This window comes from Blastocatellia bacterium, assembly GCA_035275065.1.
Lineage (GTDB): Bacteria > Acidobacteriota > Blastocatellia > UBA7656 > UBA7656 > DATENM01.
On sequence record DATENM010000046.1, the window covers coordinates 124,569 to 144,123 of the forward strand.

Below are 19,555 nucleotides of genomic sequence, written 5' to 3' on the forward strand. Positions count from 1 at the left end.
GCTTCACTCTTTGGTGATCGTTTCGTCAAGGTTCAACAGCACGCGCGATACGGCAGTCCAGGCCGCGACATCGTCCATGGTCACGTCACGGGGCAGCGGGTTCGGCTTGTCCGGATCATTCGCCGCCAGGTTCCAGGGATTCAGCTCGCCGGCGATGAAGCGCGCCTTCTGCTTGCGGAAGAGGCCGAGCAGCTCGGCGCTCTCTTCGGCGCTCGGCGCTCGCGAAAGCACGCGGCGGAAGGCGTACGCGAGCCGCTGCTCATCCGTCTGCCCGCCTTGCCTGACCGTCAACCAGGCGAGCGCCCGCGCCGATTCCATAAACAGCGGTTCGTTCAACGTCGTCAGCGCCTGCAAAGGCGTATCAGAGCGCGACCGCCGCACACAAGAGACATCACCATTCGGCGCGTCGAAATTCTGTAGCACAGGGTATGGCACCGAGCGGTAACGGAACGTGTAGATGGCGCGGCGGTAACGATCCGGCCCCTTCGCCTCGTTCCAGATTTTCGGGCCATAGCTGACGGGCGGCTGGAACAGGAAGTCCGGAGCCGGCGGATAAACGCTCGGGCCGCCGACTGCCGGGTTCAACAAACCGCTTGCCGCCAGCGCGATGTCGCGGACGATCTCGGCTTCGACGCGAAAGCGCGCGCCGCGCGCAAGCAAACGGTTGTAGGGGTCGCGCTGGTAAAGCTCCGGCGTGACTTTCGATGATTGGCGATAAGTGGCCGAAGTCACAATCAGCCGGTGCAGCGCTTTCATGCTCCAGCCTTTATCCATGAATTCGACGGCGAGCCAATCGAGCAGCTCAGGATGTGAAGGCGCTTCGCTCTGGGTGCCGAGATTCTCGGAGGTGCTGACGATGCCCGTGCCGAAGTAAGCCTGCCAGACGCGGTTGACGAGCGCGCGGGCCGTTGTCGGCGAGGTGCGATCAACCAGCCAGCGAGCAAACCCGAGGCGGTTCGGCGGCGCATCCTTGGGCATCGGATGAAGGAAAGCGGGGACGCCGGGCGTGACCGCTAAGGTCGGCTTCAGAAAATCGCCGCGCGTCAGGATGTGAGTTTCGCGCGCTTCGTCGCGCTCGCTCAGAGCGAGCTGCGACGAGCCTTCGGGGTGCTGCTTCCACAGCTCGGCGATCTGCGCGTTTGCCGCCTGCCATTCGGGGACCGTCGTGCGCCAGTAACTGAAGACCGCCTGCGTCTGCGCCGGCGTGCGCTGCTCAGTCGGAATCGAAAGAATCTCGCGCACCTGCTGCGGCAACGGGTCGGCGACGGCGTCCGCCGCACTGGTTATCGATAAACGAATGCGCCCAAGATTGTTGGTCTGATTGTCGTCGCTGTTCCAGCCGCCGTGATTCTGTGTCAGGTAAAAGGTCAGCACAGTGCCGCCGGGATTGCTGATCGGCTTTTCGAGCGTGAAGACAGCTTTGCGCGGCTGGTTGCGGCGGCCCGGCCCGGCGTCTATGCCCCAGGCGGTTTCGTCCTTGCCGTCAATGGCAAACTCGATGGGGCCGGTGACGCGGCGGCGATTGCTCTTGTCATCGAAGATGGCTTCGAGCGGGGCTTCCGGCGGGTTGATGTCCGCGGTCGCTCTGACAATCTTCAGCTTGAGCGGTTTGGCGAACAGGTTGAGCGGCGCGGCCTCTACGGCAAACTCTGTCAGTGCCCCCGTGCCTTTGATCGAGCGGCCCGGCCCGCCCATCGGCAGGTTCGGGTCGGGGAGCAATTCAAGGCGGATCGCCGAGATGTTCTGCGCCTCGGTCTTTACGGTCAGCTTCAAGCGGTGCTTGGTCGGCGCATAGCTCTGCGCCAGAAGCGAGCCGTCCGCCAGCGGTAGCATCTTTTCACCGCCGGTCGAAATGTCGTCAACGGCGGGCCGGATGATTGTCCACTGCGGCTGCTCGCTTTTGACTTGCGCTTCCCACTTCGCCATGCGCGATAACCAGTCCGGCTGGCCCTGTTGCAGGTTGGCTTCGATCTCGCGCGTGCGGCGAAAGATGGCCGTGCGCTGCATTTCTTCTTCCGGCGTGTAGACGGCGACGCTGCCTTCGTGCGAGCTGTTCAAGAACGCGAACAGGCGGTAATACTCTTCCTGCTTGAGCGGGTCGTATTTGTGATTGTGACATTGGGCGCACTGGATGGTGACGCCTAAAACGCTCTTGCCGATGGCATCCATGCGGTCGAACATCGCTTCCATGCGAAACTGCTCGGGGTCAACGCCGCCCTCTTCGTTGATCATCGAGTTGCGCAAGAAACCCGTGGCGACGATTTGATCCTGGGTCGCATTGGGCAGCAGGTCGCCGGCCACTTGCTCGATGATGAACCGGTCGTAGGGCAGATCACGATTCAGCGCCTTGATCAGCCAGTCGCGGTAGAACCACACCTGACGCGGCTTGTCTTTCTCGTAGCCGTCCGAATCGGCGTAACGCGCGGCGTCGAGCCAGTGACGGCCCCATCGCTCGCCATAGTGCGCGGATGCCAGCAAGCGCTCGACCTGCTTCTCGTATGCGTCTTTGCTTTTGTCGCTGACAAAGGCGGCGACTTCTTCGGGCGTCGGCGGCAGCCCGATCAGGTCGAGGCTCAAGCGGCGCAGCAAGGTGATGCGGTCGGCTTCAGGCGACGGCTTGAGGCGTTCGCGGTCGAGGCGCGCGAGGATGAAGCGATCTATCGGGTTCTTCGGCCATGTAATGTTGCTCACGGATGGGAGCGGCGAACGTTGCGGCGCGACCCACGCCCAGTGTTTGCGGATTGCGGATTGCGGATCGGGGCACCCGACGCAGGCGGGTCGTTCGGAATCATCTGTGTCGTCGGGCCACTCCGCGCCTTGATCGATCCAGTCGCGAATCAATTCGATCTCTGCGGCACTGAGCGGTTTGCCTTTCATTGGCATGCGCGTCAGGTCGCCGAGCCCTACGATGCGCTGGTAGAGCGGGCTCGCGGTCGCCTGGCCGGCAATGATGACGCGGCCCGCTTGCCCCCCGGCAAGCGCCGGCTTTTTCGCATCGAGCCGCAGGCCCGACACCTGCGTCGCCGCGCCGTGACACGAATAACATGCCCGCTCAAAGATCGGGCGAATCTCTCTTACAAAGTCTATATGCCTGGACGCGGCGCGCTCTTTGTCTTGATCGGCCCACGCGCTCAATCTCGGAACGCCGAAGACCAGCAGGATGAAGCCGAAAGTGATGGCCAGGTAAAATTGCTTCTTTGTCATCGAAGTACCCGAATTAGAACCGTTGCCATGTGGCGCAAGCTGTTAGCTTGCGCAGAGCCTCGCGCAAGCTAACAGCTTGCGCCACATCCGATGGCGCATTTTATGTCTTCGATGCCGTATAATCCAGCCGATGAAAACCATCGCGCCGCCCGCGCCCGTCAGCCAACGCCGCCGCGCTGAAACCCTCAAAGACGTCGCCGCCCTCGTCGCCGTGCTCGTGGTGACGGCAGTCGTCTACGGCGCGCTCTTCAACCGTGAAAGCGTGCTCAGTTATTCCATCGGCTACAACCTCTACAGCGCCGAACGCATTCTCGCGGGCGAAGTGCCTTACCGCGATTTTCACACGCTCTATCCGCCGGAGACGCTTTATCTGAATGCCCGGCTGTTCCAGTGGTTCGGCGTGTCGCTCTACACCGCGTTGTTTGGCGTCTTCGTTTTCAAGACGCTGACCGTGCTGTTCATCTACCTGAGCGGGCGCGAGCTTTTATCGCGAGGTCAGGCGCTCGCCGTCGCGGCGCTGGCGCTCGTGTGGCTGCGACCGAACGGCCCTTTCAAAGCCGTGCCGATGCATTACGGCGCGTTGTTTCTGGCCATCGCCTTATGGCTGTTGTTAAAACACGCGCGCAGGCCGCGCGCAGGCTTGTTGTTTGCCGCGGGCATCGCGCTCGGCGTGCTGGCGACGTTCAAACATAACATCGGCGCTTATGCCCTGGCGGGAGCGTTGATCGTCGCGCTGCTTGATGACGAACGACTCTCGCTGCGACCGTCGGCGCTGTTGCGGCAATGGCGACGCGCGGCGACGCTGCTTGCGGGGTTTCTGCTGCCGGTCGTGCCGGTGTTGATCTACATGAAATCGCAGCACGCGCTCGGCGCGATGACGCGGGCTTTACTCTTCGGGCCGGGCGAATTCCTGCTGAACCGGCTGGCGAGCGTGCCGTCGCCGGATGTGCCGCTGCTCTACGCGGCGGCGCTGGCAGCGATTGGCCTCATCACCATGAAGATGCAAGTCAGTCGCTCGACGATATCGATGATCTGGGGCGCGACGATCATTGCGAATCTCGCCTTCTTTCTGCTCGGCCCGCAGAGCGCCATAGACAAGCTGATCTTTTACCTGCCGATCCTGATCATCGTCGCGGCGGTGGCGGTTGTCCTCTTCAATAAAGAGACGGAAGCGAGCGGGCGGCGCGCGCTGCTGGCCGTAGCGGTCGCGGCGGCGGCGGCCTTCATGGAAGCCTTCCCGCGATTCGCCCGCGAGCAAGCCATCGCCGCCATGCCTTTTGTCGTCTTGCTGTTGTTTGTGCTGATAACGCCTGGGAGCGCGGGCGTCTCGCCCGCTTTCTTTCGCATGGGTGAAATAGGCGGGCGAGACGCCCGCGCTCCCAGGCCCGGCTTGCTCGCGCCGTTGATGGTGATCTTAACGATGGCGTTTGCGCTTGCCGGCGGGCGCTTGTTGTTCAACACCGTCTTCGACGCCGGCCCGCGGCTCAGGAGCAACACCGAGTTGGCGTTAGATCGCGGGCGCGGGGTTTATTTTCCGCCGGCGCAGGCGAATGAGATTGAAAGTGTTGTCGCTTACATTCAACAGCGCGTGCCGCCGGATGGCTATTTCTTTCCGCAGTCGTACGCCGGCTCGTCTTATCTATTTCTGGCCGACCGCCGCAACCCGTCGGGGGCGCAGTTCTGGGGCGGCGTCGGCGTCAGTGCAATGGAACGCGCCCGCACCCTTGAAGGGCTCGACGCCAATCACGTCAACCTGATTCTCACAAGCGACCGCGACATGGCGGCAGAGCGTTACGCGCCGCTGCGCGATTACATCGAGCGCAACTTTCGCGCGACCGCCACCTTCGGCGAAGTCGTCATCCTCGAACGGCAGGAGGAGTGACAAGTGACAAGTGACAAGTGACAAGACGATTTATCCAGGCAAGCGTCGGTATGGGTAATCCCTCTTGTCACTTGTCACTTGTCACCCTTCTTGATGTAGACGCGGTCGTACTTGAACAGTTCCAGCTTGTCGTAATCCTGCTCGACCCACTGCTCGAAATCGGCGCGGTGAGTGACGGCGCGCAGGCGCGTGATGGCGACCAGCTTGGGGGCCTGCGCTTTCATCTCGTCCATGATCGCTTCCCAGCCGCCCGCGTGGCGCGAGCCGGCGAAGTTATCAGCGTCCCAGTCGAGCAGCACGTAAGGGTTCAGATTCGGGCGGTTCAACAACACCAGTATCTCGACCGTGCCGTGAACGAATATCTTGTCGTCAGGCGCGAGCAGCGCCGCAAGCGTCTTGAACTCCTCGTCCTGGTCCTGCAACGTCCGGCCTTCGATTCTGTAAGTCGCCACGCGCGCCGTAAGCACAAGCAAGATGGCGCAAGCCGCGACAGCCGGAATCAGCCCTTCGCGTTGCCAGAGCCGCGGGCCGCGCTTCAGCCAGCGCGTCGCTATGGTCGCCGCCAGCCGCCCGGCCTCGACAAAGAACCAGCCGGCGAATAGGCCGATGAAGGGAAAGAAAGGGATCAAATCGGCGCTCGCCTGAAAATTGATCATGCAAAAGGCCAAGTAGACCAGCGCCGGGATGGCGGCGGCGTCTCTGAAGAGATCGGGCGCGGCAAGCGCGGCGCGGCCTTTGAGCTTGTCGCGCAGCCGTGTGCCCACAAACATCAGCAAGCCGAGCAGACTGAGAATCACCAGCGGTCTATCGTACCGGAAGACGCGGATGATGATCTGCCACAGCCTGGTGATCGCCTGGCTCAGGCCGGACTTTGCTTCGGGGCCAAAGACGCTGAAGTTGTAAGTGATCGCCCAGGCCCAGAGGTCCGCAAGCGCGCCGCGCGCATAGAAGTAGGCCAGCACAATGGCGAGCGGGATCAATGCACCGGCCATCACTTTCAACGCTCGCCCGTCGCGCCAGCTCGTCAGGTAGCGCGAGCAGATCAGCACCGCCGTTCCCGTGAACATCAACCCCGGCTGCCAGCACAAACACGCTAGCATCGAGCAGAGGCCCGCCCAGAATGGCTTATCCCTGGCGATCAGCAGCAAGCTCAGCATGCCAAAGAGAATCATCGGCAGCTTCGGCTGCGTGCCGGTGATCGTCATTAGCGCGAAGTGCTCCGGCAATAGCGGAATCAGGAAGGCGATGAGGGCGGCCAGCCGGTTGCGCAGATAGCTTTCGCCGACCAGATAAGTCACGGCTGAAAGCAAACCAACCATCAGCAGGTGAAAGAAGCGCACCGCAAGAATGTCGCGCAAGCCTACAGCACGGCCCGCGGCGATTGCCGCGGCGCTCAGGTAAGGGCCGAGCGGCCCCTTGATGTCGACGACATCACGATAGGGCATCTGGCCGCGCAGGATCGATTGCGCGATGTAATCATAAACCGCCGTGTCGCCCGCCTCGAACTGTCGCCAAGGGCGATAGGCCAGCATGACGAGCGCGCCCAGCACGAAGGCGATGACCGCCAGCCGGCGCGTCGCCGCCGGCTCGCACCAGAACGCTTGTAAGCGGCGCGCGGCTTGCGCCATCGGCGTCATTGACCGGCTTGAAACTTCCTCGACCATTCCTGAATCGCTCTCACTCTGCTTTGCGGACGTAGATGTCATCATAGCCGCTGACAGGCAGCACGTCATAACGCCCCAGAACCCAGCGCTCGAACTCGGCCCCGTGCGTGACATGCTTCAGGCGCGACAGCGAGATGATTTCGGGCGCGGCAGTTCCCAGCTCGTCGAGAAAGGCGCGAAACGAGCCGCCATACTTCCTTGCCATGATGAAATCGTCTTTGCCTTCGTCAAACATGATGTACGGGCTCAGGTTCGCGCGGTTGAGCAGCACGAGAATTTCCAGAGTGCCGTGAACGTAAATTCGATCCCGCGGCTCCAGCCGCTCGGCGACGGCTTGAAACTCGCGGCGCTGATCTTCGAGTGACACCTCGGATTCGCCTCCGTAAGTCAGCCCGCGCACGAGCAGGATGGCTAAGAGCAGCACGCTAGCCATCACCGGCGCAACGGTGATTAAACTTGCGGAGAGCGCGGCGCTGACCCGTTGGCTCGATGCAAGGAAGCGGCTGATTGCCACCACCAGCCATGCGGTGAAGATGCCGAAGAAGGGGAAGAGCGGCAACAGGTCGGGGCCGCCTTGAAAATTGACGACGCAGAAGGCGAAATAAATCAGCGGCGGCATCAACAGCGCATCAAGAAATAGGTCGGCTGATGCCAGGCCGCCGCCCTTGCGCCAGGCGCGCAGCCGCTCGACGCCGAAGCCGATCAGTCCCGCGGCGCTCAGGACGACGGCGATGATGTCACTGCCGAGTTGCTGGCGGCTAATCTTCCAGATAAACGCCAGGGCGCTCAACGGCCCTTTCACCTGGCGCGGCGCATAGACGCTGGCGTTAAAAGTCATCGTCCATGTCCACAGGTCAGACAATGCGCCGACGGCGGCGAAATAAATCAACATCGCGGCGAGCGGGATCAATGCACCGGCCATCACTTTCAACGCTCGCCCGTCGCGCCAGCTCGTCAGGTAGCGCGAGCAGATCAGCACCGCCGTTCCCGTGAACATCAGCCCCGGCTGCCAGCACAAACACGCTAGCATCGAACAGAGGCCCGCCCAGAATGGCTTATCCCTGGCGATCAGCAGCAAGCTCAGCATGCCAAAGAGAATCATCGGCAGCTTCGGCTGTGTCCCCGCAATCATGACCACCAGATGATCGGGCAGCAGCGGAATCAGAAAGGCGATGAGGGCGGCCAGCCGGTTGCGCAGGTAAGCTTCAGCGACAAGAAAGGTCACGGCTGAAAGCAGGCCGACGAGCAAGACCTGAAGCAGACGAACGGCGGCAATGTCTTGCATCCCGGCACTGCGGCCTACGGCCATCGCTATTGCGCTCAGATAAGCGCTGGCCGGCGTCTTGATCTCAACCACGTCACGATAAGGCACCTGGCCGCGCAGGATCGATTGCGCGACGTAATCCCAGATGGCGAGATCGCCGCGCTCTGCAAGGCGGCCCGGATGGTGCAGCAGCATCACGCTGACGCCGAGTGCGAAGGCCGCCAGCGCCAGCCATGCAGCACGCACGTTGCGCGCGCGCCGCCACCACGCGCCCGTCGCTGGCGCTTCATCCGGCGCGCTCGCCGCCTGCATTTTCGATAAGCTCCCTGACATTTGATTGCGCGATGCCCGCCGCTCACGGCAATGATTGGTCTCGCAATTCAGCCGGCGCGGTTAAATTGACATGGCCGCGCCGCTTGCCGAAGAACCGATAGCGTTTCGGCGCAAGCTCGCGGTAGCGCGCCTCTGTGCCGGTGTAATAAATGCGGAAATCGCCATAGGGCGTGTTCTGAATTTCGCCCAGCAGGTGATAGTTTTCGTCGGCGTCTTTCAACCAGACCGGGTGCTGATCCGCCGGCAGAATCAAGGCATAATCCTTGCCGTCTATATCAATCAGGTCGGCCATGCGCCGCTCCATGCTGGCATAGCAGCGGTCGGCCTCGGGGAAGGCCAGCCACATGACCGGGTACATCACCGACACAGGGCAGACGCCTTCGGGCACCACGTCGCGCAAGGCAAGGCGCATTTCGTCGAAAGACGCGAGGTTCGGATTGCGCACGCCGGCAACGAACTTCGCTTCTTGCCGGACCAGCAGCAGGCCATAAACCGAGACGACCAACACCAGGCCGATGGTCGCCAGCCGCTGCGCTGTCTTCGTCGTCGCCGCTTCGGCGAATTGCCATTGGCGAATCCGCGACCAGCCATCGCGCAGCAGGATGCCGACACAGAGGCCAAACCACGGCGTCAGGTACGGCATATAGATGACATACTTGCGCTTTGCGCCGGTCACCAGCGCGATGAACAACATGGCCAGCACCGTAACGATCAGCACACGCACTCGCGCATCATTGATCCAGTCGCCGCGCCGCCAGCCTCGCACGCCGGCGATAGCCAGATAGACGAGCGCGACCACCAGGAGCAGTTGAAACAGGTGCAGCAAGATCAACGGCACATCGATTGATAACTCGCCGCCGGAATACCAGACGCGGTAACGCGCCTGCTCATTCACAAGGTTGCTCAACACGCCGTCCGCTTCAAGCAATCCGAAGTGCGCCTTGTCGCCGTGATACTGCTGACGCACGGTGGCATAACCGACCAGGTCATAAACGATCTCGTAAGCCATCACGGCCAACGCGCCGCCAAGAAACTGATAGATCGCGCCGCTCGCATAGAAACGCCAGCCGCGCCGGATGACGATCAATAAACCAATTGCCGCCAGAATGTAGACCGCGTTGGTGTGACACATCACGGCAGCGCCAGCCGCCAATCCCGCGCCGACGCAGTAGCGCGCCTGCTTGCGCGCTTCGGCGATTTCATAAAGGTAATAGCCGAGCAGGACAAACAGCATGGCGACACATTCGTTGCGCACCATGCGACTGCGCTCGACGAAGTTCGGATCAGCGGCGACCATCAGCACGGCCATCAAGCCGCTCGGCCAGCCGAAGAGCCGCCGGCCTATGAAGTAAAGAATCACTAATGAGCCGGCCGCCGCCAGCAGATTGAAGGCGCGCCCCTGCGCCAGCCCCCAGCCGAAGAGCTTGAAGAAGCCGGTCATCAGCCAGTAGTAAACCGGCCTGAACGAATGCCAGGCGTCTTCGATATTGCCGCCGAGATAACGGTACATCGGCCAGGCGAATTTGCCGCGGTAGAGAATCTCGTAGGGAACTTGCAGGATCATGGCTTCGTCGCCGGTGTCCGGCACCGGCACAGAGCCCAGGCGCTGCGCCGCGACGGCGCTGAATCCGGCGACAACCGTGGCCAGCAGCGTCAGGTCAAGATTGGCTGTCAGCTTCTTTCTTCGTTCCATCATTCGGCCAGTCGGACGGCGCGCAACCTGAAGGCATCCCCTGCGGCGTTGGTTTTGATTTTGTAGAATATCGCACCCGGCGAGACCCGCGCCAGCTTGATTGCCCGCGGCGTGTGCGCCGTCTATTGGCGCATGGCCTCGTGTCGGCGGGCCGTCAGGGGGCCGCCATCTCGATAAACGATAGGCTCTGCTCAAGAGCGGGGCGGTCGCATGGAAATGAAGCCCGCGACAGCAGATCAAGTTACCGGCCCGCGATCCGCCAGGGGCGCAATTTGCCCGATGCGGCCATGATGAGCTATATTACGCTTCGATCTGATCTTGAGACTTCGCGATGCCATCGAGAATACCCTTCAATAAACCTTTCCTGGTGGGCAAAGAGAGCGATTACCTTGCCGAAGCTCTCCGTCCCGGCAACGTCGCTTCGGACGGCCACTTTACGCAAGCCTGCGCGCAGTTGCTCGAAACGCGCTTCGGTATCCGCAAAGTTCTGATTACGCCTTCGGGCACGACGGCGCTCGAAATGGCGGCGATGCTCTGCGACCTGGGGCCGGGCGACGAAGTCATCATGCCGTCGTTCACCTTTTCTTCGACCGCCAATGCCGTTATTCGCTGTGGCGCGCGTCCAGTCTTTGTTGACATACGGCCCGACACCCTCAACCTCGACGAGACCTTGATCGAAGCGGCCATCACGCCGCGCACGCGGGCGATCATCCCGATTCACTATGCCGGCGTCGGCTGCGCGATGGATGAAGTGATGAAGACCGCGGCGGCGCACGGCTTATTGGTGATCGAAGACGCCGCGCAAGGCGTCAACGCTTTCTATGGCGGCAAACCTCTGGGGGCCATCGGCCACCTCGGCGCTTATAGCTTTCATTACACCAAGAACTATCTCTGCGGCGAAGGCGGCGCGCTGACCGTCAATGCGCCCGACCTGATCGAGCGCGCCGAGATCATCCGCGACAAGGGCACCAACCGCAAACAGTTCTTGCGCGGCGAAGTCGACAAGTACACCTGGGTTGATGTCGGTTGCTCGTCTGCGCCCGGCGAAATCGTCTGCGCCTTCCTCTACGCACAACTGGAACAGATGGACGCCATCACGCAGCGGCGGCGCGAGATTTATGCGTTCTATCAGCGCCGCCTTGAGCCGCTGGCGCGCGCCGGTTTGCTCGGCCTGCCGACGATTCCCGACGACTGCGAGAGCAATTACCATCTGTTCTACATCCTGCTGCCAACGGCTTCGATGCGCGACCAGTTGATGAGCCATCTGCAAGCGCAAGGCATTCAGGCGGTCTTTCATTATGTGCCGCTGCACTCTTCGCCCTTCGGCAAACGCTTCGGCGACCGTCAGCTTCCGGTGACAGACCAGTTGAGCGCCCGCTTGCTCAGGCTGCCGTTCTTCAACGACATCACTACGGATGAGCAGGCCGAAGTCGTCGAGCAGATCGCGGCCTTCCTGAAACAGACGCCGGAAGACAACCGCCGCGAGCCTTACGTTCTTGCCGCCGGCCAGCCAGAGGAACCCGCGCCATGAGCCGCGCGACCGAGGCTGGCGCGTCCGCGTCGGCCCCTGACCTGTCGGTCGTCATCCCGGTCTATCGCAGCGAGGATTGCTTGCCGGCGCTGGTTAGCGCCATCGAGCAGGCGCTTGTGCCTGTGGGCCGGACGTATGAAGTCGTCCTCGTCAACGATTGCTCGCCCGACCAGTCGTGGAAGGTCATCCGCGCCCTGTGCCGCGACCACGCCAACATTATCGGCGTCGATTTGCGCCGCAACTTTGGACAGGACAACGCCATCATGACCGGCCTGCGGCTGGCGCGCGGGCGCTATGTCGCCATCATGGATGACGACCTGCAACACCACCCGCGCGATTTGCCGGCGCTGCTCGACAAAGCCGAGGAAGGCTATGATGTCGTCTACGCAGACTTTCGCGTCAAGCGACAGAAGGCATGGAAAAATCTCGGCAGCTGGTTCAATGGCAAGGTCGCCGAATGGGTCATCCACAAGCCGAAAGAGATTTATCTGTCGCCTTACAAAGTCATCCACAGTGAAGTCGCCAAGCTGATCTGCGCTTATGACGGCCCGCGCCCTTACGTAGACGGATTGCTGTTCCAGGTGACTTCACGCATCACGCAACTGCCGGTCGAGCATCACACGCGTTTCGCTGGCCGCAGCACTTACACCTTCTGGGGGTCTGTGCGGGTCTGGGCGCGGCTGGCCTTCTCGTTTTCGGTGCAGCCGCTCAGGCTGGTCACCTGGTTCGGCTTCAGCTTCGCGTTCCTCGGCCTGGTGCTGACGCTCGTAGTCGTCGGCTACCGCCTGCTCTTCCCCGAAGCCTTCTCGAATGCGGTGGCCGGCTGGGCGTCGTTGATGGTTGCGCTGCTGCTGGTCGGCGGCATTCAGATGGTCTTCTTCGGCATCCTCGGCGAATACACCGGACAGACCTATCTGCGCGTCAATAACAAACCGCAGGCGGCCATCCGCGAAGTCATCAACCGCGAGCGGACCGCGCAACCGCGGATGGCCCGGCAAGAGGTGAGCCTTGGCAACCAGTCTGATCTATAAAAGCACGCCGCTTTATCAACTGGTCATGCGCACGCTCTATGGCCGCCACCTCGACTCGCGTTACCGCGTCATCGCCGAATTGATTGCTACCGGCGCAAGCGTGCTCGATCTTTGTTGCGGGCCGCCGATCCTCTTCAAGCGCCACTTGCGGCAAAGGGGCGTGCGCTATATGGGGCTCGACATCAATGCCGGGTTCATCGAGCAACTGGTCAGCAGCGGCGGTCGGGGGCAGGTCTGGGACTTGCGCAAAGATGAGCCGTTGCCGCCCGCCGATTACGTCATCATGCAGGGCGCATTGTATGATTTCTTACCCGATGCCTTGCCCGTGGTCGAGCGCATGTTTGCGGCGGCTCGGCAGCAGGTGATCATTGCCGAGCCGATTCGCAATCTGGCAAACAGCCAGTGGCCCTTGATGCGGTGGGTCGCGCGGCATCTGACCGATCCCGGCTCGGGAGCGCAGCCGCACCGCTTCACCGAGCAGACGCTGGACGATTTTTTCGCCGCTTACGCCGAACAGCTTGATCGGGCTTTCTTGATTCCGGGGGGACGTGAAAAAGTTTACGTCTTCAATAAACGCTGACGGCGGCTGATGAACGCGATGGCAACGAGCGAACAGGAGATCGAGCAAGACAAGCCGAGCGCGCGCCGCCGGGCGCTTGCCGACCGTTTGCCGCTCGTCATTACGCTGGTTGCGGGCGCGGTCTGTTACGGGTTGTTCTATCGCCGCGGGCTGGGACTGGCGGTCATCGGCTACAGCGTCGCGCCGACCGAGCGCGTCCTGCAAGGCGAAGTGCCTTACCGCGATTTCCTCTTCAACTACACGCCGGGCATTCTGTGGCTGAACGCGCTGCTGATGAAGTGGTTCGGCGTAACGCTACTGACGGTGCGCGCAGGGCTGCTGGTGACGCGGCTGCTGACGCTGGCGCTGGTCTATCATCTGGCGCGGCGGCTCGCGGGCTTCTGGCTGGGCTTGCTGCCGGTGGCGCTGACGGTTGCGTGGCTTGGCTACGAGCACCTGTTCAATCCCTACCCGGATGTTTACTTCATGCCGCTGGCGCTTGCGGGCCTGCTCTGTGCGCTCAATTACGATCAGTCGTCGCGCGCCGGCTGGCTGTTGCTCGGAGGGCTGGCGGCGGGCGGCGTCTTTCTCTTCAAGCACAACGTCGGCGTCTTTGTGATGGGCTGTGGCCTGATCGCTCTGGGGCTGCGCGAATGGGCGGTCGGCGCTTACCAAACGCGCGGCGAGATGGCTCGCGGGTTGGTGCAGCGCGCGGCGATTTACTTAATCGGCTTTGGCTCTGTGGTCGCCGCGATGGCGGCCTATCTATATTCGCGGCACGCGCTCGGCGCGATGGTCGAACACTTCCGGCACCACGCCGCGGCCTACAGCGAATCGCGCGCCATCGGCTTGCCGTCGCCGAAACAGCTCTGGCCGCTGGCGCTCGGCCTGGCGGTCGCTTTCGTTGGCGCGGTGATGATCATTAAGCGAGCGCCGCGCCTCTTAGCGGCTTTCGTTACGCTGATGACTGCGCTGATGGCGGCGCTGGTCTTATGGCCCGGTCGCGCTTTCATCTTCAAGCAGGCGGCGACCGCGGCGGTCGCTTACCTGCCGCCGACGTTGTTCGCACTGGCGGCGGCGGCGGCGCTGTGGCCGGGCGTCCGGGCATTGCGTTCATCAAGCAACGAGCCGGCGTTCAGAGACCGGCTGAACGCCACGCGACAAGCGATAGCGAGCAAGTTTCAAACGCGCGAGGCGCGGCGCGAATGGTGGCAACGCAATGGCGCAATGCTCACAGTGATGCTGTACGCGCTGGGCGTTTACCTGGAGATGTTCCCGCGCGCCGATTACTATCATCTGGTGCGTGTGCTGCCGCCGGTCTTCTTGCTGTTGCTGGCCGCCCTGCCGCGGGCGCGGCCGGTGATCGAAAGCGGCTTGCGATCACGACTCGCGGCGGCGCCACGCGCAGGGTGGCTGGTGATTTTGCTGCCGGTCTTTTTGCTTGTCGTCACCGGCTGGCAGGCGACGTGGCGGCCGCAATTCGATGGCCGCTTCCGCTTCGTCAATCGCCACGAACTGGCCATTGAGCGCGGGCGCGGCATCCTGGTCGGCCAGCAGCAGGCGGCGCTGGTTGATGGGCTGGTCAAGCTGATTCAAGACAACAGCGCGGCGGACGAGCCGATCTTTTCGTTTTCGCAGCGCGCCAGCGCGCTCTACTTTCTCGCGGCCCGCCGCAACCCGACGCGCTTCTTGTGGTGGCGCTCAGTCGGCATCAGCCGCGCAGAGCGCGATGGCGTGATGCAGATGATCAGCGAGCGCCAGCCGAAGCTCGTCATCGTTCAGGAGATTGCCGCGACCGAGAAGACTCGCGAGTTCATCGGCCAGTATTACCGCCGCCTCGGCGCGGTCGCCGATCTCGCGGTCTACGGGCGTGATTAGCATCGAGTTTCGATTGGATTGTGATTAGTGATGACAAGTACAGAAATGAGCGCAGACGAAATTCGCCTCGACCGCTACGTGCTGGCGGTGTGGCGCGCGAAATGGTGGATCATCCTGCTGGCGCTGCTAGCGACAGGTGTGGCGGCCTTTCTCGCCAACCGCCAGCCCGCTTCGTATGAGGCGACGGCGCTGGTCGAAGTCGGGCGCGTGTGGAATCAGCCGCTCAAGGATTTATTCATCACCGCCGAGACCGCCAACAGTCCGGGCTTCATCCACGATCTGGCGGGCAAGCTAGGCGTAGCGCCCAAGCAACTGCTGCGCGCCGTACAGGCCGAGGCGTATGTCAGTGGCGTGCCTCATGCGCGTTACGCCATCCTGATTCGCATCGTGGCGACGACCGATAATCCTGATCAGTCGGTGCGCTTCGCACAGGCCGTGGCCGACGAGATCGTCGCCTGGCACGCGCAGATTTATGAAGAGGCGATGCGTCCGCACCTGGCGCGTCAGCAGCAGCTTGAGGAGCAACTCAAGCCGTTGCAGTCGTCACCGACAACGCGCGATACATCTCTCAAGATCGAATCGGAATTAGAAGAAGTGAAGACCAACAACACGTCGCCACTGCTGACGGCAAAGACGCATCTGGTAGAGCGAATCGTCGCAGGCGGCGGCAGCAAGCCGCCCATCTGGCGCAGCGCCGCAAGCTGGGGCCTGGCCGCGGCGCTCGCCGGCGTCGTCCTGGCGCTGATCATCGGCCACTTAAAGAGCCGCGTGCGGTAATACCAATTAAGGCTTTGCCACCAAGACACCAAGCCTCACGATCTTCTTATAGCGGTTTGCCAATGCGTGCGACCTGGACGCAAGCGGCCTTCTTCAGCCGATGAATTTATAGCCGAGCCCGTGAACGGTGAGGATGTATTGCGGGTGGCGCGGGTTGGTTTCGAGCTTCTGCCGCAGCCATGCGACGTGCACGTCAACGGTGCGCGTCGAGGGCATGGCGTGATAGCCCCACACTTCATTCAACAGGGTGTCGCGGGTGATGGCCGATTCGCGGTGCTCGATGAAATAGCGCAGCAGGGCGAACTCGCGCGCCGACAGCTCGACCGGCTGGCCGTCGCGGGTCACTTCGGCTTTGCGAAAGTCAATGCGCACTTTGCCGAACTGATAGACCTCGGCGGTATCAAGCGTTGCCGCCGGGGCGCGGCGCAGCAGCGCTTCGATGCGCGCCAGCAGCTCGATCATTTCGAAAGGCTTGGTCAAATAATCGTCGGCGCCGAGCTTCAGGCCGACGACCTTATCCACCACCTGACCGCGCGCCGTCAGCATCAGCACAGGCGTTCGCACGCCTTGTTGGCGCAGGTCGCGGCAAACATCAAAGCCATTCTTGCGCGGCAGCATCACGTCGAGCAGGATGACGTCGAAGCCTTCGGTTGCGGCGCGCTGCAAACCGCTTTCGCCATCGCGCGCCGCCTCGACCGCGTAGCCTTCTTTGCCCAAGCGGTCGCTTAGGGTTAGCACCAATCCGGGCTCGTCTTCGATGAGCAGAATGCGCTTGGTCATATCAACAAGGAGTCAGGAGTCAGAATGAAAGCGGCGGCGACAGCCGGCTTCCTTCTTCATTCTGACTCCTGACACCTGACTCCTGACTCCTGTTTTCTGCCCCCTGCATCAAGGCCGGCAAGATCAGCGTGAAGGCGCTGCCGCGCCCGGCGGCGGTCTGAACGCGGACGCGCCCGCCGTGCGCTTCGACGATATGCTTGACCAGACTCAACCCCAGGCCGTTGCCATGAATCTGTGCCGCGGTGACTTCGGCGCCGCGATAAAATGGCTCGAAGATGTGCGGCAAATCGCTTGCGTTGATCCCCAGGCCGCGGTCTTCGACGGTGACCTGCACCTCGTCAGCCGCGGCCTTTGCGGTTACACGAATCCAGCGCGGCTCGCCGCCATACTTCATCGCGTTGTTCAGCAAGTTCTGCACCGCGCGGCTGAGCGCCGCCGCGTCTGCCGCAACAGGCGGGAGCTTGGCGGCGAGCTGTTTTTCGACCGTAAAATCGCCTTCTTCGATGAGCGGCGCACAGGCCGCCAACGCGCTTTCGATCACCTCAAGGGCGTCCGCCGGTCGCAGGGCGTAGGCTTTGCGGCCCGATTGAATGCCGGCGAATTCCAGGGCTTGCTCGATCATTGCCGATAGCCGCCGGCCTTCGCTTTCGATCAGCGAGCCATAGCGGCGAACCTGCTCGCCTTCTTCGATGACGCCATCGGCGAGGTTCTCGCCCGCCGAGCAGATGACCGCTAGCGGCGTGCGCATCTCGTGCGAGACGCCGGCGACGAACTCCATCTGTTGGCGGGCCAGGCGCTCGGCTCGGCGCGTCGATGCCAGAATCATGGCGATGCTGAGGCTCAGCAGCAGCAAGATGCCGAAGCTGACGGCGAGATTGCGCCGCCGCGCCGCGCCGACTGCCGCGTCGAGCGAGCCGGCGCGGTGCTGAAGCGCCAGCAGCCAGCGCCCCGCTTCCGTATCGTCCGCCAGAGCGTCCGACAGCCTGTCTTTGTCGAGGGCGCTTTTGACCACAGCGCCATCGCGCTTCATCGCCAGATTGAAGAAGCGGACGGCGGTATGTTCTTTCTTGCCGGCGGTCGTCGTAGACTGCTCGATCTCGTGGGTGACGCCTTCAATGCGAACCGGCGATTCGGCGCGCACGCCGAACAGCGCGCCGCTGGCATCAGCCGCCGCCAGGATGTTCGCCGCCGCGCCGCTCTCTGTTTGATAAATTACACTGGCCGGATTATCGCGACGCGTGATGACGAGCCGGTAATCCAGGCCGTCGCCGCCCGTGAAGTAACGCGCCGCCAGTCGTGGAATCATGTAGTTGTGGATGCAATTAGCATCAAGGGTAACGATGACATGGCTGGTGACAGGAGCAGGCGGCGTCAGGCCGGGCTGTTCGAGCATAAGCGGGTCGGCGACCGCCATGACGAGCGCCATCGCATCGCCGTCAATCACCTCAACGGCGGATCGATAGACGAAACGCGACGACTGAAGCGCGTCTTCGTACTCCTGCTCCAGTGTGGCGCGCAACGGTAGCAGCCCGGAGGGCCAGTCCGTCGGCGTGAAGCTCAGCGCGGCGCGCTCGAAGCGGTAAGCCTGCAAGCGGCCCGCAGCGGTGGGCTGACCGGCAGCGGGCTCGACGAGATAGACGCCGCTGACCAGTTGCGGATAAGGCGCGGACTGCGCCCATTGATCGTAGCGGCGCGCGTAAGTCTGCCAGTCGCGCGCACGCTCAGTGCGCGCATCCATGCGCAGGCTCAAGCAGGCGCGCGACAGTTCGCGATCAAAGTCCTGCGTGAAATTGGCGACGGCCGTCTTGAGGCTCGCTTGCATGCGGTCGCGCTCGGCGCGGCTGACTTCGCCAAGCCAGCGGAATTGCAATACGGCCAGCAGCGGCAGCAGCGCAATCAGCGCCACGACCAGCACAAGCATCAACGACGGCTTGCGTTTCCAGTGCTTCACAGGGGCGATTATAACATCACGTCTTCGCGCCGTGTTCGTCGCCGCGCCGATTTTACATCCTTAACATATGCCAGCGTCGAAGCCCCGCGGCAGCTGAGTAAATCACTTGATCTTCTTCGCCCGAATGTCCCGCCCGCCCCTGTTAATCACCAGAGCGGTGACCTGACCCGCTTCGTCTTTGACAAACGTAGCCTCGGCACTTGCGGTAACTTGTATCGGCGGCGGCATAGGTTTTCGCCGCCCACAGCCGGGCCGTGTGGTAGGAATGCCGCGGGCCTGCCTTGCAATGCAATGTGCCTTGCAATATGCTGCCGCTCGGGGCCCCGCTGAACGCGGGCGTTAGGTGCTCAATATGCTTTCAGTCGGCCAGGCGAGGATGAAGGTATCCTCAGAAACACCAACCCCAGAACACGGAGACTCAAATGAGAAAGCTCAAAATCATCGAACACATCTCGCTGGACGGCGTGATCCAGCACTCCGACGATGACGACGATTTCCCCTACAGCGACTGGACCGCGCCCTATCGGACCCCCGCGGGCCGGGATGCACTCATCGCCGCGCAGGGCGCGAGCTTCGACCTGCTGCTCGGCCGTCGCACCTACGATATCTGGTCGGGCTTCTGGCCAAAGGCGCCGAGCAGTCCGATGGCGGACGGCCTCAATGCGGCAACAAAATATATCGCAACCCACCGTCCGGAGAGTCTTGAATGGGGCCCGTTCGAGGGCCTTGGACCGGACATCGTCGAGGGCGTTGGCCGCCTCAAGTCGCAGGACGGCCCGGAGCTTATCCTCTGGGGTAGCTCCACGCTGACATCGACGCTGCTCGAACATGGGCTTGCGGATGAAGTCCTGCTGGTCGTCTATCCGGTCCTGTTAGGCACGGGGAAGCGCTTCTTTGCGGAGGGAACCCCGGCACGGTCATTCGAGCTTGTCAGCACGACAGCAATGCCGTCCGGCATCATCCTCAGTACTTACAAGGTCGCCGGGCCTTTGAAGACCGCCTAACCCC

13 protein-coding genes are annotated in these 19,555 nt (G+C 62.4%); 7 read left to right on the plus strand and 6 right to left on the minus strand.

Annotated elements, in window-relative coordinates; genetic code table 11:
- Nucleotides 1-3 precede the first annotated feature (3 nt).
- The gene (locus tag VJ464_10535) at nucleotides 4-3,204 is read right to left on the minus strand and encodes a PSD1 and planctomycete cytochrome C domain-containing protein (GenBank protein HKQ05559.1); all 3,201 of its coding nucleotides are present in this window, start codon (nucleotides 3,202-3,204) and stop codon (nucleotides 4-6) included.
- Between the two features lie 130 nt (nucleotides 3,205-3,334).
- On the opposite strand from VJ464_10535, the gene VJ464_10540 reads away from it, so the two are divergent.
- Nucleotides 3,335-5,086, plus strand: coding sequence for a glycosyltransferase family 39 protein (locus VJ464_10540; protein ID HKQ05560.1), 1,752 nt, complete (start codon nucleotides 3,335-3,337; stop codon nucleotides 5,084-5,086).
- 74 nt (nucleotides 5,087-5,160) lie between these two features.
- Here VJ464_10540 and VJ464_10545 read toward each other — a convergent pair whose 3' ends face one another.
- The 3 genes from VJ464_10545 to VJ464_10555 are packed head-to-tail and all read right to left on the minus strand — an operon-like array spanning nucleotide 5,161 to nucleotide 10,043.
- Nucleotides 5,161-6,750, minus strand: a complete 1,590-nt coding sequence (locus VJ464_10545) for a DolP-mannose mannosyltransferase (GenBank protein HKQ05561.1) — start codon at nucleotides 6,748-6,750, stop codon at nucleotides 5,161-5,163.
- A 13-nt stretch (nucleotides 6,751-6,763) separates the two neighbouring features.
- Nucleotides 6,764-8,326: a DolP-mannose mannosyltransferase gene (locus VJ464_10550; protein HKQ05562.1), complete on the minus strand. Its 1,563-nt coding sequence runs from the start codon at nucleotides 8,324-8,326 to the stop codon at nucleotides 6,764-6,766.
- 43 nt (nucleotides 8,327-8,369) lie between these two features.
- A complete protein-coding gene (locus tag VJ464_10555; protein ID HKQ05563.1) occupies nucleotides 8,370-10,043 on the minus strand; it encodes a glycosyltransferase family 39 protein in 1,674 nt (557 codons plus the stop codon).
- 328 nt (nucleotides 10,044-10,371) lie between these two features.
- On the opposite strand from VJ464_10555, the gene rffA reads away from it, so the two are divergent.
- The 5 genes from rffA to VJ464_10580 are packed head-to-tail and all read left to right on the plus strand — an operon-like array spanning nucleotide 10,372 to nucleotide 15,816.
- Nucleotides 10,372-11,571, plus strand: a complete 1,200-nt coding sequence (gene rffA, locus VJ464_10560) for a dTDP-4-amino-4,6-dideoxygalactose transaminase (GenBank protein HKQ05564.1) — start codon at nucleotides 10,372-10,374, stop codon at nucleotides 11,569-11,571.
- Complete coding sequence (locus VJ464_10565) at nucleotides 11,568-12,602, plus strand: glycosyltransferase family 2 protein (protein ID HKQ05565.1); 1,035 nt, start codon at nucleotides 11,568-11,570, stop codon at nucleotides 12,600-12,602. Before rffA ends, VJ464_10565 begins: the two co-directional genes overlap by 4 nt.
- The gene (locus tag VJ464_10570; GenBank protein ID HKQ05566.1) at nucleotides 12,580-13,182 is read left to right on the plus strand and encodes a class I SAM-dependent methyltransferase; all 603 of its coding nucleotides are present in this window, start codon (nucleotides 12,580-12,582) and stop codon (nucleotides 13,180-13,182) included. Before VJ464_10565 ends, VJ464_10570 begins: the two co-directional genes overlap by 23 nt.
- 18 nt (nucleotides 13,183-13,200) lie before the next feature.
- Nucleotides 13,201-15,039, plus strand: coding sequence for a glycosyltransferase family 39 protein (locus VJ464_10575; GenBank protein ID HKQ05567.1), 1,839 nt, complete (start codon nucleotides 13,201-13,203; stop codon nucleotides 15,037-15,039).
- Nucleotides 15,040-15,084: 45 nt separating this feature from the next.
- Nucleotides 15,085-15,816, plus strand: coding sequence for a Wzz/FepE/Etk N-terminal domain-containing protein (locus VJ464_10580; GenBank protein HKQ05568.1), 732 nt, complete (start codon nucleotides 15,085-15,087; stop codon nucleotides 15,814-15,816).
- Nucleotides 15,817-15,909: 93 nt separating this feature from the next.
- Here the strand turns inward: VJ464_10580 and VJ464_10585 are convergent, their stop codons facing one another.
- The gene (locus VJ464_10585) at nucleotides 15,910-16,596 is read right to left on the minus strand and encodes a response regulator transcription factor (GenBank protein HKQ05569.1); all 687 of its coding nucleotides are present in this window, start codon (nucleotides 16,594-16,596) and stop codon (nucleotides 15,910-15,912) included.
- 19 nt (nucleotides 16,597-16,615) lie between these two features.
- On the minus strand, nucleotides 16,616-18,547 hold the full coding sequence (locus tag VJ464_10590) for a HAMP domain-containing sensor histidine kinase (GenBank protein HKQ05570.1): 1,932 nt from the start codon (nucleotides 18,545-18,547) through the stop codon (nucleotides 16,616-16,618).
- Between the two features lie 422 nt (nucleotides 18,548-18,969).
- Here VJ464_10590 and VJ464_10595 point away from each other — a divergent pair, with 422 nt between their 5' ends.
- Entirely contained in the window at nucleotides 18,970-19,551 is a 582-nt protein-coding gene (locus tag VJ464_10595) for a dihydrofolate reductase family protein (GenBank protein HKQ05571.1), read from the plus strand.
- Nucleotides 19,552-19,555: the final 4 nt, after the last annotated feature.